Origin of the sequence: Alteriqipengyuania abyssalis, assembly GCF_019857185.1 — a bacterium.
Lineage (GTDB): Bacteria > Pseudomonadota > Alphaproteobacteria > Sphingomonadales > Sphingomonadaceae > Alteriqipengyuania > Alteriqipengyuania abyssalis.
In genome coordinates this window covers 991,043-1,003,960 of record NZ_JAHWXP010000001.1, presented here as the reverse complement: position 1 = coordinate 1,003,960, position 12,918 = coordinate 991,043, and the positions used below count along the sequence as shown (strand labels likewise).

The window sequence follows — 12,918 nt, the reverse complement described above, 5'->3', positions numbered from 1 at the left end:
CAAAGCCGCCGCACGCCGGGCCGATGTCGGCAGGCGCAATGAGTTTTGAAGGAGTGCAGGTGTGGCCAACGTAACCGTGATCGGGGCCCAGTGGGGTGACGAGGGCAAGGGCAAGATCGTCGACTGGCTGGCCAGCCGCGCCGACGCCGTGGTCCGCTTCCAGGGTGGCCACAATGCCGGCCATACGCTGGTGGTCGACGGCACGACCTACAAGATCAGCCTGGTCCCTTCGGGTATCGTCACCGGCACGCTCTCGCTGATCGGCAATGGCGTGGTGCTCGACCCGTGGGCATTGAAGTCGGAGATCGAAAAGCTCGAAGGGCAGGGGGTGAAGATCACCGCCGACAACTTCGCCGTGGCCGACAACTGCCCGCTGATCCTGCCGCTCCACCGCGACCTCGATGGCCTGCGGGAGACTGCGGCAGGGCAGGGCAAGATCGGCACCACCGGGCGCGGGATCGGCCCGGCCTACGAAGACAAGGTCGGCCGCCGCGCAATCCGCGTGTGCGACCTCGCGCATCTCGACGAAATCGAGCCGCAGCTCGACCGCCTGTGCGCGCATCATGATGCACTGCGCGCCGGGTTCGACGAGCCGCCGATCGACCGCGAAGCACTGATAGCAGACCTGCGCGAGATCGCGCCCTTCGTGCTCCAGTTCGCGCAGCCGGTGTGGAAGCGGCTGAAGAAGGTCCGCAAGGCGGGCGCACGCGTGCTCTTCGAGGGCGCGCAGGGCGTGCTGCTCGATGTCGACCACGGCACCTATCCCTTCGTGACCAGCTCCAACACGGTCAGCGGTACTGCGGCGAGCGGTTCGGGCCTTGGCCCCAATGCGACCGGCTTCGTGCTCGGGATTACCAAGGCCTACACCACGCGCGTAGGCAGTGGGCCTTTCCCGACCGAGCTGACCGACGAGATCGGGCAGGGGCTGGGCGAGCGCGGGCACGAGTTCGGTGTCGTCACCGGGCGCAAGCGGCGCGTGGGCTGGTTCGATGCGGTGCTGGTGCGCCAGACCTGCTCGATCGCGGGCGTGACCGGCATCGCGCTGACCAAGATCGACGTGCTCGACGGGATGGACAAGGTGAAGATCTGCACCGGCTATCGCCTCGACGGGAAGATCTACGACTACCTGCCGAGCCATGCGGCCAGCCAGGCGCGGTGCGAGCCGATCTATGAAGAAATGGAAGGCTGGCAGGAAAGCACCGCCGGGGCGCGCAGCTGGGCCGACCTGCCCGCCAACGCGATCAAGTATATCAGCCGCATCCAGGAACTGATCGAGTGTCCGGTGGCGCTGGTTTCGACCAGCCCGGAGCGTGAGGACACGATCCTGGTCCGCGATCCGTTCGAAGACTAGGCACGATACCGGGTGGGGCGGGCAACCCGCTCCACTATGGATGCGATTGACTTATTCCCCCTTTGTTCTCATGAGTGCATGCGGAACAAAGAGGGAATAGTGATGCTCCACACCGAGTCGCGCGCCGCCGGAAGCAATACCGATCTCAGCTACGCGCTGGCGGGCGATGCGCCCGCGGACGGGCCTGCGTACGCGCCAAGAGATGGTGGCGGACTGCCGGTCGCGATCTCGCTGTTCGCCGACCGCCCGCATGTGCGCGAGGCGATGCGCGCCGATGCGCAGCTCGCCGGGTTCCGCGTGGCGCAGGCCGAAGGGCTGATCGCGCTGGATGATGAAAAGACGCGCGCGCTGGGCGATCTGGTCGCGGTCGATGCCTCGGGCGCGGATGCGGCGACGCTCGCCATGCTCGCGCGGCTGGATGCGCGGATTGCGCGCTCGGGCGGGCAGCTGATCGTCGCGACCACGATCGGCGCGCTCGAACCGGTGATGGTGGCGATGGGCGAAAGCGATCCGGTGCTGCTGGTCGAGCCGGGGCGGGGGGAGCGGCTGGTCGCCTTTGGCGAGGCGCTGGCGCGGCTGGCCGGGGCGCGGGTGCGCGACCTGTCTGCCGAAGACCGGGTGGCGGTGATGCGGCTGGTCGAGCGGGTGAGCCTGCTGGCGGAGAAGCTCGACGGGCTGATGGCACGCGACGACGTGCCGCGCGATGGCAGCGCCGCCTTCGCCTTCGGCACGGGCGAACAGGGCAGCGGCAACTTGCGCGAGCATCGCCAGGGCGGGCGGGAGGCCGAAGGGCAATCTCCGGTGCCCGGCCTGCCCGATCCGCGCCGCGTCCGCGCGCTGATCCGCAAGCGGCAGGCGCGCGCGCGATTCTTCGAGGCGGAGCTGTTCGCGGACCCTGCGTGGGACATCCTGCTGGATCTGACCGCCGCACGGGCGGAGGGGCGGCGCGTCTCGGTCACCTCGCTGTGCATCGCCAGCGGCGTTCCGCCGACCACCGCGCTGCGCTGGATCGCGCAGATGACTAGGCAGGGCCTGCTCCGCCGCGAGGAAGATCTGGTCGACCGGCGGCGCGCATTCATCGCGCTCAGCGACAGCGCGGTGGAGGCGATGGCCCGCTATTTCGACGCTACAGGCGCGTGCGACTGCGCCGGAATCTAGTCTCGCGTGAGAATGACGGCAAAGCCCTCCACAGGCCGATCGGGGGCGGTATGCAGCGGATGGCGTGCGGCATCGGCGCGGGCGCGGGCCAAGATCGCGGGGGGCACATGCGCGTCGTGATAGATCGCATCCGCCTCGCCCAGCCAGCGCGCCTGCCGCAGGGTGAGGTCTTCGGGATCGCCGCTGGCGAGCGCGATCCTCTCCAGCCGCGCGGGCGCATCGGCGGCGGGATTGGCCAGCCAGTCCGCGACCCGCTCGGCAGAGCCTTCGTCCAGCGGGTCGAGCGTGCCGCCGGGGCGCAATGCCGCGTCCACCGCGCGGCGGCGTGCGTCGCCATCGGGCAGCTTCGCGCGCAGAGTATCGCGCCCGCTCGCCAGCGCCCGCGCGAGTTCGCCCAGCCGCTGCGGCAGGATCGCTTCGAGCCGCAGGCGGATATGCTTGGCAAGACCGGCGGAGGCCCCGCCCGTGCCGATCGCGATCAACAGCGGATCGCGGTCGAGAATGCTCGGCGTGGTGAAATCGCACAGGTCGGGCTTGTCCGCGACATTGACCAGCAGGCCCTTCGCCTTGAGCCGCTGGCGCGCCGCCGCAGCCTCTCCCGCATCCTCCAGTGCGACGAATGCCAGCGCGGCATGATGCGCCTCCGCCTCGCCCACGGGCACCGCGCCCGCGCGTTCGACCAGCCGGCGCTTTGCCTCCGCCATCGGTCCGCTGCCGACCACCACGATGCGGCTGCCCGCAACCTGGTGGAACAGCGGCAGCGAAGCGATCAGTCCAGCCATTCCGGCACGCGCTCCGCATCCATGATCGCACCCGCATCGATCCGGTCGGCGACCACCGCATAGTCGCTGCCGCTGACCAGCACTTCGGGCACGAAGCCGCGCGAGTTGTACGACGATGCCATGGTCGCGCCGTAGGCCCCGGCGGTGCGGAACACCGCCAGATCGCCCGCGACCAGCGCGGGACAGTCGCGGTTGGTGGCGAAGGTATCGCCGGTCTCGCAGATCGGGCCGACGATGTTGGCGGTCATCCGCTCCTCGGTCTGGGCGACCGGCTCGAAATCGTGCCACGCGCCATACAGCGCAGGGCGCGCCAGATCGTTCATCGCCGCATCGACGATCACGAAGGGATTGTTGAGCCCGCGCTTCACGCGCACCACGCGGGTCAGCAGCACGCCGGCATTGCCCGCGATCACGCGTCCCGGCTCGAACACCAGCTGCACGCCCCAGTCGCGGGTCACGCGCGCGACCATCGCGCCGTAATCGGCGGGGCTGGGGAAGCTCTCGCCCGTGCGGTAGGGCACGCCCAGTCCGCCGCCCAGATCGACCCGGGTGATCGTGTGGCCCGCCTCGCGCAGCTGGCCGAGCAGCGTGCCGATCTTCCCGAAGGCGGTTTCCAGCGGCGCGAGATCGGCCAGCTGGCTGCCGATATGGATCGCGAGGCCTTCAAGCGCGAGGCCGGGCAGCGCGCCCAGTTCGGCAAAAGCCTCGCCCGCGTGGTGCAGCGGTACGCCGAACTTGTTGTCCGCCTTGCCGGTGCTGATCTTCTCGTGCGTGCCCGCGTCGACATCGGGGTTGATCCGCAGCGCGCAGCGCGCCTTCTCGCCCCGCGCGGCGGCCAGCTCGGCCAGTTCGCGGCCTTCCTCGCGCGATTCAATGTTGAACTGCGCGATACCGGTGTCGAGGCCAAGCTCCAGCTCGGCGCGGGTCTTGCCCACGCCCGAAAACACGATCTTGTCCGGCGTCATCCCGGCGGCGAGCGCGCGGCGCAGTTCGCCGCCCGAAACCACGTCCGCGCCGAAGCCTTCACGCTGCAACACGCGCAGCACCGCAAGGTTGGGGTTGGCCTTGACCGCGAACAGGATCAGCGGGTTGTCAAGTTCGCCCAACCCTTCGCGAAACACGCGCGCATGGCGTCCCAGCGTGGCGCGCGAATAGACGTAGACGGGGGTCCCAACCTCCTGCGCGATCGTGGGCAGGGGCACATCCTCGGCGTGGAGGATGCCGTCGGTCAGCTTGAAATGGTCCATCGTACTTGGTTCGGCCTAACTCGGGTTCGCCCTATTCGGGGGGCAGGTCGAAAGGATCGTCCTCGCGCTCTTCGGAGCGGGTGCGCAGCTCGGTATCGCGGATCGGCTGCGCGATCACATCGGGTTCGAGCAGCTCTTCCGCAGTCAGCTGCTGGTCGCTGCCATAGGGCGCAGGCGGCAGGGTTTCGCCCGGCGGCGGCTGCAAGGCGGCCCGCTGGCCGCAGGCGGACAGCGCGAGCGGGAGAACGGCGGTGAGCACGAGGGCGAGGCGGATGCGCATGGTCGTTCGCTTTAACTATCGAGGCCGAGCGCGCGGCGCGCCTCGGTCACCTGCTGGCGTACCCGATCGGGCGCGGTTCCGCCATAGCTGCGGCGCGAGGCGACCGATCCTTCGAGCGTGAGGTTGGCGAGCGCTTCCGGCGTCACCCGCGGATCGATCGCGGCAAGATCCTCCTGCGTCAGATCGCCCAGCGCGCAGCCCTTTGCATCGGCCCGCGCGACCGCAGCGCCGGTGATGTGATGCGCCTCGCGGAAGGGGACGCCTGCCTCGCGCACCAGCCAGTCGGCCAGGTCGGTTGCGGTCGCGTGTCCGCTACCCGCCAGCGCGAGCATACGGTCGGTGTTGAACTCAGCGCCCGCGATCATGCCTTCCATGCTCGCCAGCGAGAGGACCAGCAGGCCGTGCGCATCGAACACCGGCGGTTTGTCGTCCTGCATGTCCTTCGCATAGGCCAGCGGCAGGCCCTTCATCGTGATCGAAAGCGCGGTCGCCGCGCCGATGATCCGGCCGGCGTGCCCGCGGACAAGCTCGGCGGCGTCGGGGTTCTTCTTCTGCGGCATGATCGAGCTGCCGGTCGAGAGCGAATCGGGCAGGCGGATGAAGCCGAAGGGCTGGCTTGCCCAGATGATGATCTCTTCGGCGAGGCGCGACAGGTGAATGCTCGCGATGCTGGCCGCGTGCAGATAGTCCATCGCGAAATCGCGGTCGGACACCGTGTCGAGGCTGTTGGCGGTCGGCCGCGCAAAGCCCAGAGCCTTCGCCGTCGCCTCGCGGTCGAGGTCGAACCCGGTGCCCGCCAGCGCGGCGGCCCCCAGCGGGCATTCGTCGAGCCGCTCCTTCGCGGCCGCAAAGCGCATCCGGTCGCGCCGCAGCATCTCGTAATAGGCCATCAGGTGATGCCCCAGAGTGACCGGTTGTGCGGCCTGCAGATGGGTGAAGCCGGGCATGATGTCGGCTGCGTGCTGCTCCGCGCGCATGACCAGCGCTGCCTGCACCGCGGCAAGCCCGGCGTCGGTCTCCTCGATCGCCTCGCGGGTCCACAGCTTGAAATCGGTCGCGACCTGATCGTTGCGGCTGCGCGCGGTGTGCAGGCGGCCCGCGACTGGGCCGACCAGTTCGGTAAGTCGCGATTCCACGGTCATGTGGATGTCTTCCAGATCCCAGTTCTCGGGCACGCCCTCCCGCTCGTACTCGGCGGCGATGGTCTGGAGGCCGTTGTCGATGGTGTTCGCATCTTCCTGCGACAGGATGCCCTGCGCGGCCAGCATGCTCACATGCGCGCGGCTGCCCGCGATATCCTGCCGCCAGAGCGCCTTGTCGAAGGGAATCGAGGCATTGATTTCGCGCATGATGGCACTAGGCCCGTCGGCGAAGCGGCCGCCCCACATCGCGTTGCCGCGCCCTGCGCTGGAGGTATCCGTGTCCCGTTCTGCCATTTTGCCTGCGCTCGCCATCGTCCTGATCCTGAGCGGGTGCGATAGGGAGGCCGACCCGGCCCCGCAAGAGAGTGCGGCGCAGACCGAGGCTGGCAAAGAGGCGAAGCCCGGCGAGATCGACCGGAGCCATGCGGGCGACCTGATGCCCGCCGCCAACATGGTCGACCCCGAAGGCGCGGTGCTCAATCTGGGCGCTCTGCAGGGGCGCCCGGTGCTGATGAACCTGTGGGCCACCTGGTGCGCGCCGTGCGTCAAGGAAATGCCGATGCTCGACCAGCTGGCGGCGGATTACGAGGACGAGCTCAACGTGGTCACGATCAGCCAGGACATGGGCGATCCGGCCAAGATCACCGAATTCTTCGAGAAAAACGACATCGACAGCCTGCCGCCGTGGATCGACCCGCAGCTCGCGCTGGGTGAGGCGATCGGTGCGGCGACGCTGCCGACCACCGTGATGTACGATCGCAGCGGGCAGGAGGTGTGGCGGGTTACCGGCGAGCTGGACTGGTCGAGCGAGCCGGCGCGCGAGGCGGTTCAGCAGGTCGTCGATACGCCCTGAACGCACGGGGCGCTAGCGCGCGATCGCTTCGTAATCGGGCACGGAAAGGCCCAGCGGGGCTAGCGGATTGCCGACCAGCCCCGCAACCAGCCGCGCCTGAATTCCCGGCCCCGGCGACACGCGGCCCAGCGGGGTCAGCAGGAAATCGCGCAGCAGCGCGTGCCACGCCTTGTCCGACTGGTAGAGCGGCGTCGCCGCCCAGGTGAGCGCCTGATAGAGCTTCACATGCCGGCTGCGCAGCCGCGCTGCATGGGCAAGGCGTTCCTGCAGATCGCCGTGCGAGGCGATGCCCCGGGCGAGCGCAAAGGCATCGAGCAGCGCCATGTTCGCACCTTGCCCCAGCTGCGGGCTGGCCGAGTGCCAGGCATCGCCGATGTGGATCAGCCGCTCGCCCACAGGTTCGGGCACGCGGCGATGGGCATAGCGGGCGAAGGTCAGCTGTTCGGGGGCGGCGATGTGTTGCAGCAGGCCCTCGCATGCGGGCCACAGCGCGCAGACCTGCGTCTTCCACGCATCGAGGCCCGCATCGCGCCAGCCCTCGTACTCACTCGCCTTGAGTGACCAGAAGAACGAGAGTTCGCGCATCGTGCCATCGACCCGCACGCCGGTGGGCAACACGCCCGCCATCTGCTCCGCGTGGGTGTAGCGCTGTTCGAGCAGGCCTGCATCGAACGGAGCATCGGCGGGCCAGTCCAGCGTCGTCCACAGCGCCCCGAAGGCGAGCCATTCGCCGCATGGCGGGGCGAGGGGGGAGGAGGTGCCCAGCGCATCGACCACCAGATCGAACGCGCGGGTGGTGCGCCCGTCGTCGCAGGTCAGCGTCCGGCCGCCTGCCTCGATTCGAGTGGTGGCAACGGGGAAGCCGGTCTCGATGGTGATCCCCTCCGCCTGCGCGGCGCGAAAAAGCAGGGCGAACAGGCTGCCGCGGTGGATTCCGATCCCGCAGGCTCCCGCCACGCCGAGATCGGCATAGCGCGCATCCAGCGCGACATCGCCCTGATGGTTGAGCCCGTGAAGCGCGCGGATCGGCGCGCCGTGGGCGAGGATATCGGGCGCAAGGCCCAGCGCATCCAGCACCGCGAGCCCGCTCGGCTGGATCATCAGACCCGATCCGATCGGGCGCGGTCGATCGAACCGCTCGAACAGCGTCACCCGGTGCCCCTGCCGGTGCAGCAGCAGCGCGGCGGCAAGGCCCGCCGGTCCGCACCCGGCAATCGCGATGTCGAAATGGCTCATCGCCGCCCGATTGCCGCCTCGGCGCGGTATGGGCAAGGGATGGTCGGAAAAGGAATGGTGGGCGATGACAGGCTCGAACTGCCGACATCTTCGGTGTAAACGAAGCGCTCTACCAACTGAGCTAATCGCCCGATCACATTCGGGAGGGCCGCTATCTAGCGGCCCAAACTTGAAAATCAATTGCCAGAAATTCGATTGAAAGCATGTGCAGGCAGGTTAGGGCGGCGTCCATGACGCTTCCACGCATCCTCGTTCTCGCCACAGGCGGCACCATCGCAGGCCAGGCCGGCGACGCCATGCGCGCCGATTACCGCCCCGGCCAGATCGGGATCGAGGACTATCTGAAACAGGCCAGCGGCCTGGGCGTCGCGGCCGATTTCACCGGGCGGCAGATCGCCAATATCGGATCGGAAGACATCGACGCCTCGATCTGGTCGCGCCTCCATGCGGAGATCGACCTCGCGATGCGCGACGACGGCGTCGACGGGATCATCGTCACCCACGGGACCGATACGGCGGAGGAAACCGCCTTCCTGCTCGACCTCACGCTGCCCAGCACCAAGCCGGTGGTGCTGGTCGGCGCGATGCGGCCTGCCGATGCGGTCGGATATGACGGGATGCGCAATTTCGCCAATGCGGTGCGGGTCGCGGGCGATCCGGATGCCGCGGGGCGCGGAGTGCTGGTGGTGATGGGCGACCGGGTCCATTCGGCGCGCGACGTACGCAAGGCGCAGACCCGCGCGACCGAGGCGTTTCGCGGCTTCCCGCGCGAATCGGTTGCGATCGTCACCCCCTCGCGGCTCGACTGGTTCGGGGCGCCATGGCGCGTGGGGGATGCCGCATCGCTGCGCTTCCTGCCGCTGCCCGACGTGCCGATCCTGGCGGTCTATGCCGGGATGACTGCCGCCGCAGCCGCGCGCCAGCTGTCGGACGATCCGCCGGGAATCGTCGTGTCCGGGCTGGGCGAGGGCAACATGCCCGATCCTGTGCGGCAGATTCTGGTGCAGCACGCGCGGCGCGGATGCCTGGTGGTGCGTGCTAGCCGGACCGACGAAGGGCTGGTCGATCGCGAGCCGCAGGACGATGCGAACGGCTTCGTCGCCTCGCGCGCGCTCGCCCCACCCAAGGCGCGGCTGCTTACCGCGCTGCTGATCGCCAACGGGATTACCGAGCCAGCAGAGGCGCAGCGCCACTTCGACGGGCGCTGAGCTTGGCCGTCACCCCTGCCTGCGCAGGGGTGACGAGGGTTTTGGATTACCCGTGCGGGGTAACGAGATACTTCTCGCCGGTGCGCATCTGGCGGTATTGCAGCACTGCGTCCTTCTCCAGCATGCCTTCGAGCGTCACTTCCTTCGTGTACTCGCTCTTGAAGGTGGTGGTCAGGTTCTCCAGCACGCGCTTGCGCATACGGGCCACGGTTTCCTTGCCTGCGCTCTGCATGAAGGGGAACAGCAGCCAGCCCGAGAGCGTCCAGCCAAAGCCGTAGGACGGGGTCAGCACGGTCGGGCTGAGGTCGAGCCGCCCGTAGATGTACATCTTCTTCTGCTGGTTCGACCCGTAGCGGCTGTATTCGGGCATCTTGCCGACCGCGACCTGCTCCATCGCCTTGAAGGCATTGTCGACCGCTTTGCCCCCGCCGATCGGATCGAAGCCGATGAAGGCGTCGGTCTCGTCGATCGCATTGCGCAGCTGTTTCATGAAATCGTCGTCGGACGAGTTGACGATATGCTTGGCACCCAGGCCCTTCAGCACATCGACCTGTTCCTGCCGGCGCACGATGTTCACCAGCTCCATCTCGTCTTCCTGACAGATGCGCACGAGCATCTGGCCTAGGTTGGACGCGGCGGCGGTGTGCACGATCGCCTTGAAACCCTCCATCTTCGCGGTCTCGACGAAGCCGAGCGCGGTCATCGGGTTGACGAAGGCGGAGGCGCCATCCTTCGACGAAATGTCGCCCAGCGGCAGGCACATATTGGCATCGGCGATGGCGTATTCGGCGTAGGCGGTGCCGGGCACGCAGGAGACGCGCTTGCCCATCAGGGCCTTTGCCGCATCGGAATCGCCGGTTGCGATCACTTCGCCCGCGCCTTCATTGCCGACCGGCATGCGCTGGCCGTGGCGGCCCTTGGAGCCCGAGTTGAACGGCTCGGGCATCTTGGCGACGATCTTGCCCTCGGAATAATCCGCATTGTCGAGGTCTGCCTGGCCAAACAGCAGGGCAAGATCGCTCGGGTTGATCGGCGCGGCTTCCATTTTCACCAGCACCTGATTGCCCTTGGGCTCGGGAGTTTCGCTGGTCGCGACTTCGACGGTCAGCGTGCCGTCGCTTTCCAGCGTGGTGAAGATCTGTTTGCCGGTGGTGGTCATTCCTCGTCCCTTTCGTTGCGATTAGAAACTTATGCCGTCGCGACCTAGGCGGCCCTTACGCGAGTTACAACTGCCGAACACCCACCCCAAACCCCTCCCTCAAGGGAGGGGCAGCGAGACATCGAGCATAGCGAGATAGTCGCAGCGGGGTGGGTTTACGGCGCTTCAGGATAAATCGCCTCGACGAAATAGAGCCCGTGCGATGGCGCGTTGAGGCCCAGTTCCTGCCGGTCTTTCGCTTCCAGAACCTGCGCGATGCGGCCTTCGTTCCAGCGCCCCATGCCGACCAGCGCGAGGCAGCCGACCATCGAGCGCACCTGATGATGGAGGAAGCTGCGCGCGGCGACGTGGATGCGGATCTCCTCGCCCGCACGTTCCACATCCAGCCGGTCGAGCGTCTTGACCGGGCTTGCCGCCTGACAGTGGACGGAGCGGAAGGTGGTGAAGTCGTGATGGCCGACAAGGCTCTGCGCCGCGCGGTGCATCGCCTCCGCGTCGCACTCGGGCGAGACCAGCCAGGCGCGGTTCTTCTCGAGCGTCAGCGGGGCGCGGCGGTTGATGATGCGATAGAGGTAGCGGCGACCGATGCAGCTGAAGCGTGCGTGCCAATCTTCCGGCACGACCTCGCAATGCGTCACTGCAATGGGGGCAGGGCGCAGATGCGCGTTGATCGCCTCGCCCATGCGAAATGGCGTCAGCTTGCTCTCGACATCGAAATGGCTGCGCATGGCGATCGCGTGGACGCCGGTATCGGTGCGCCCTGCGCTGTGCAGAGTGACCTGCTGCCCGGTGACCGCCTGCGCGGCCTCCTCCACCGCCTGCTGCACGCTGGGCCCGTCCTTCTGGCGCTGGAGGCCGAAGAAGGGCGTGCCGTCGAATTCGAGAGTCAGGGCATAGCGGGTCGGGGCCATGGCGCCCCTGCTAGGGACAGATCGCCGCGAGGCAACCCGTCACATAACCTGAAGACCCTCGGGCAGCGGTTCACGCACGCATTTCGCGCCTTCCCGAAAGGCGACCGCGCGCTCCGCCTCGCCGGCCTTCGTGGTGTAGGCGGCAATGTCGAGCGTGCCCAGATCGACGTCATAGCGTGACCGCGTGCCGTTCGCGCTGGTCCAGTCCATCCGGATGACGCCGTTCTCGATTTTGAGCGCGCAATTATCCTGCCCCGCCTGGCAAAGATCGAAGGCCTGGTTGTTGAAATCGGAATAGCGCTTCGGCTGGCCATCGATCAGGATGAAGCGCTCGGTCACGGTCAGGCCGGTCTTGCCGTCGAAATCGGGCATGGCGCAGGTGATCAGCCCGTCGGAAAGATCGGCAGGGGCCGCAGAGGAGACTCTTGGCAAGCTGTCGCCAGCCGCCTCGCCGGGTTCCGCTGCGCCGCACGCCGCCAGCGCCGTGCCCGCTGCGATCATGCCCGCACCGATCGTGATCGCCACCGCCCGTCTCATACTCGTCTCCCCAGTGAATGGTGGGGCGACGTTTCCCGGTCGCGGGGCGAAGTCAATCGCGGGCTGGGGAACTAACGGGCATTGTCATGAACCCAGCTGCGCGCCCTTGCCGATCGCACGCCCGCGCTGGAAATCCGCCGTATCCATCGCCGGCTTGCCCGCCCGCTGCACGCGGGTGAGCCGCAGCGCGCCACTGCCGCACGCCACCGTCAGCGCATCGTCGAGCACGGTGCCGGGCGCGCCCGAACCCTCCGCGATCTCTGCCGCGAGAACCTTCACGCGTTCCATCCCCTCGGCACCCTCATGTTCGAAGAAAGCACCCGGCCACGGGGCGAAGGCGCGCACCTGCCGTTCCACCTGAACCGCGTCCTGCGTCCAGTCGAGCCGGGCCTCGGCCTTGTCGATCTTGGGCGCATGGGTCGCTTCCGTATCGTCCTGCGCGACCGGGATATGCTTGGAGAGTTCGCGCAAGGTGCCGACCATCAATTGCGCGCCCTTCTCGGCCAGTTCGTCGGTCAGGTCGCCTGCGGTCTTGCGGTCGATCGGGGTGCGCACGGTCGCCAGCATCGGCCCTGTATCGAGCCCGGCCTCCATCTGCATAATGGTGACCCCGGTGCCGATATCGCCTGCAAGGATCGCACGCTGGATCGGTGCAGCACCGCGCCAGCGCGGCAGGATGCTGGCATGCACGTTGAGGCAGCCGTGCGTCGGCGCATCGAGCACCGCCTGCGGCAGGATCAGCCCATAGGCGGCCACCACGCCGACATCGACATCGAGCGCGGCGAACGCGTCCTTCTCCTCCTGCGGTTTCAGCGAAGCAGGGTGGCGCACCTCGATCCCGAGGCGCTCTGCCGCCTGATGCACTGGTGTCGGCTGAAGCTTCTTGCCCCGGCCCGCCTTACGCGGCGGCTGGGTGTAGACACAGACCACCTCATGCGCGGCGTGAACCAGCGCTTCCAGCGTCGGCACCGCGAAATCGGGCGTTCCCATGAAGACGATGCGCATAAGCTGTGCGGCGACCTTTGCTGTGGAGGGGTGCTCGCCCTATCTGTCA

Annotated in this window: 13 protein-coding genes and 1 tRNA gene; 4 read left to right on the top strand and 10 right to left on the bottom strand. The window is 67.9% G+C overall.

The genetic code is table 11. From position 1 onward, the window contains the following. Positions 1–61 precede the first annotated feature (61 nt). Complete coding sequence (locus KYN89_RS05050; RefSeq protein WP_222824064.1) at positions 62–1,351, top strand: adenylosuccinate synthase; 1,290 nt, start codon at positions 62–64, stop codon at positions 1,349–1,351. Between the two features lie 102 nt (positions 1,352–1,453). After that, positions 1,454–2,509 (top strand): helix-turn-helix domain-containing protein, encoded by a 1,056-nt coding sequence (locus KYN89_RS05045; protein WP_248284973.1) that lies wholly within the window; start codon positions 1,454–1,456, stop codon positions 2,507–2,509. Here the strand turns inward: KYN89_RS05045 and KYN89_RS05040 are convergent. The 4 genes from KYN89_RS05040 to argH are packed head-to-tail and all read right to left on the bottom strand — an operon-like array spanning position 2,506 to position 6,254. After that, positions 2,506–3,291 (bottom strand): precorrin-2 dehydrogenase/sirohydrochlorin ferrochelatase family protein, encoded by a 786-nt coding sequence (locus tag KYN89_RS05040; RefSeq protein ID WP_222824062.1) that lies wholly within the window; start codon positions 3,289–3,291, stop codon positions 2,506–2,508. The two genes, KYN89_RS05045 and KYN89_RS05040, sit on opposite strands and share 4 nt — an antisense overlap. Beyond that, positions 3,279–4,538, bottom strand: coding sequence for a diaminopimelate decarboxylase (gene lysA, locus KYN89_RS05035; RefSeq protein ID WP_222824061.1), 1,260 nt, complete (start codon positions 4,536–4,538; stop codon positions 3,279–3,281). Before lysA ends, KYN89_RS05040 begins: the two co-directional genes overlap by 13 nt. 31 nt (positions 4,539–4,569) lie before the next feature. Next, positions 4,570–4,818 (bottom strand): LPS translocon maturation chaperone LptM, encoded by a 249-nt coding sequence (lptM, locus tag KYN89_RS05030; protein WP_054524781.1) that lies wholly within the window; start codon positions 4,816–4,818, stop codon positions 4,570–4,572. Positions 4,819–4,829: 11 nt separating this feature from the next. Then, positions 4,830–6,254: an argininosuccinate lyase gene (gene argH / locus KYN89_RS05025; RefSeq protein ID WP_222824060.1), complete on the bottom strand. Its 1,425-nt coding sequence runs from the start codon at positions 6,252–6,254 to the stop codon at positions 4,830–4,832. Between argH and KYN89_RS05020 the strand changes: the two genes are divergently transcribed. Further along, a complete protein-coding gene (locus tag KYN89_RS05020; RefSeq protein WP_346727194.1) occupies positions 6,238–6,813 on the top strand; it encodes a TlpA family protein disulfide reductase in 576 nt (191 codons plus the stop codon). The genes argH and KYN89_RS05020 overlap by 17 nt on opposite strands. 12 nt (positions 6,814–6,825) lie before the next feature. Here the strand turns inward: KYN89_RS05020 and KYN89_RS05015 are convergent, their stop codons facing one another. Then, positions 6,826–8,049: an FAD-dependent oxidoreductase gene (locus KYN89_RS05015; protein ID WP_222824059.1), complete on the bottom strand. Its 1,224-nt coding sequence runs from the start codon at positions 8,047–8,049 to the stop codon at positions 6,826–6,828. Positions 8,050–8,104: 55 nt separating this feature from the next. Then, positions 8,105–8,180 (bottom strand) — tRNA-Val (locus tag KYN89_RS05010). A 99-nt stretch (positions 8,181–8,279) separates the two neighbouring features. Between KYN89_RS05010 and KYN89_RS05005 the strand changes: the two genes are divergently transcribed. Next, positions 8,280–9,257, top strand: a complete 978-nt coding sequence (locus KYN89_RS05005; protein WP_054526642.1) for an asparaginase — start codon at positions 8,280–8,282, stop codon at positions 9,255–9,257. Between the two features lie 46 nt (positions 9,258–9,303). Here the strand turns inward: KYN89_RS05005 and KYN89_RS05000 are convergent, their stop codons facing one another. The 4 genes from KYN89_RS05000 to fmt form a co-directional block, all read right to left on the bottom strand. Continuing rightward, a complete protein-coding gene (locus KYN89_RS05000) occupies positions 9,304–10,416 on the bottom strand; it encodes a zinc-binding dehydrogenase (protein ID WP_222824058.1) in 1,113 nt (370 codons plus the stop codon). A 155-nt stretch (positions 10,417–10,571) separates the two neighbouring features. Continuing rightward, a complete protein-coding gene (gene truA / locus KYN89_RS04995; RefSeq protein ID WP_222824057.1) occupies positions 10,572–11,327 on the bottom strand; it encodes a tRNA pseudouridine(38-40) synthase TruA in 756 nt (251 codons plus the stop codon). A 39-nt stretch (positions 11,328–11,366) separates the two neighbouring features. Then, entirely contained in the window at positions 11,367–11,864 is a 498-nt protein-coding gene (locus KYN89_RS04990; RefSeq protein ID WP_222824056.1) for a hypothetical protein, read from the bottom strand. Between the two features lie 84 nt (positions 11,865–11,948). Next, the gene (fmt, locus tag KYN89_RS04985; protein WP_222824055.1) at positions 11,949–12,869 is read right to left on the bottom strand and encodes a methionyl-tRNA formyltransferase; all 921 of its coding nucleotides are present in this window, start codon (positions 12,867–12,869) and stop codon (positions 11,949–11,951) included. Positions 12,870–12,918 lie beyond the last annotated feature (49 nt).

Bases quoted from the DNA above. Each gene is read 5' to 3' on its own strand.
- fmt (WP_222824055.1), bottom strand. From the start codon at position 12,869: ATGCGCATCGTCTTCATGGGAACGCCCGATTTCGCGGTGCCGACGCTG.
- lptM (WP_054524781.1), bottom strand. From the start codon at position 4,818: ATGCGCATCCGCCTCGCCCTCGTGCTCACCGCCGTTCTCCCGCTCGCG.
- lysA (WP_222824061.1), bottom strand. From the start codon at position 4,538: ATGGACCATTTCAAGCTGACCGACGGCATCCTCCACGCCGAGGATGTG.
- argH (WP_222824060.1), bottom strand. From the start codon at position 6,254: ATGGCAGAACGGGACACGGATACCTCCAGCGCAGGGCGCGGCAACGCG.
- KYN89_RS05040 (WP_222824062.1), bottom strand. From the start codon at position 3,291: ATGGCTGGACTGATCGCTTCGCTGCCGCTGTTCCACCAGGTTGCGGGC.
- KYN89_RS05000 (WP_222824058.1), bottom strand. From the start codon at position 10,416: ATGACCACCACCGGCAAACAGATCTTCACCACGCTGGAAAGCGACGGC.
- KYN89_RS04990 (WP_222824056.1), bottom strand. From the start codon at position 11,864: ATGAGACGGGCGGTGGCGATCACGATCGGTGCGGGCATGATCGCAGCG.
- KYN89_RS05045 (WP_248284973.1), top strand. From the start codon at position 1,454: ATGCTCCACACCGAGTCGCGCGCCGCCGGAAGCAATACCGATCTCAGC.
- KYN89_RS05015 (WP_222824059.1), bottom strand. From the start codon at position 8,049: ATGAGCCATTTCGACATCGCGATTGCCGGGTGCGGACCGGCGGGCCTT.
- truA (WP_222824057.1), bottom strand. From the start codon at position 11,327: ATGGCCCCGACCCGCTATGCCCTGACTCTCGAATTCGACGGCACGCCC.
- KYN89_RS05005 (WP_054526642.1), top strand. From the start codon at position 8,280: ATGACGCTTCCACGCATCCTCGTTCTCGCCACAGGCGGCACCATCGCA.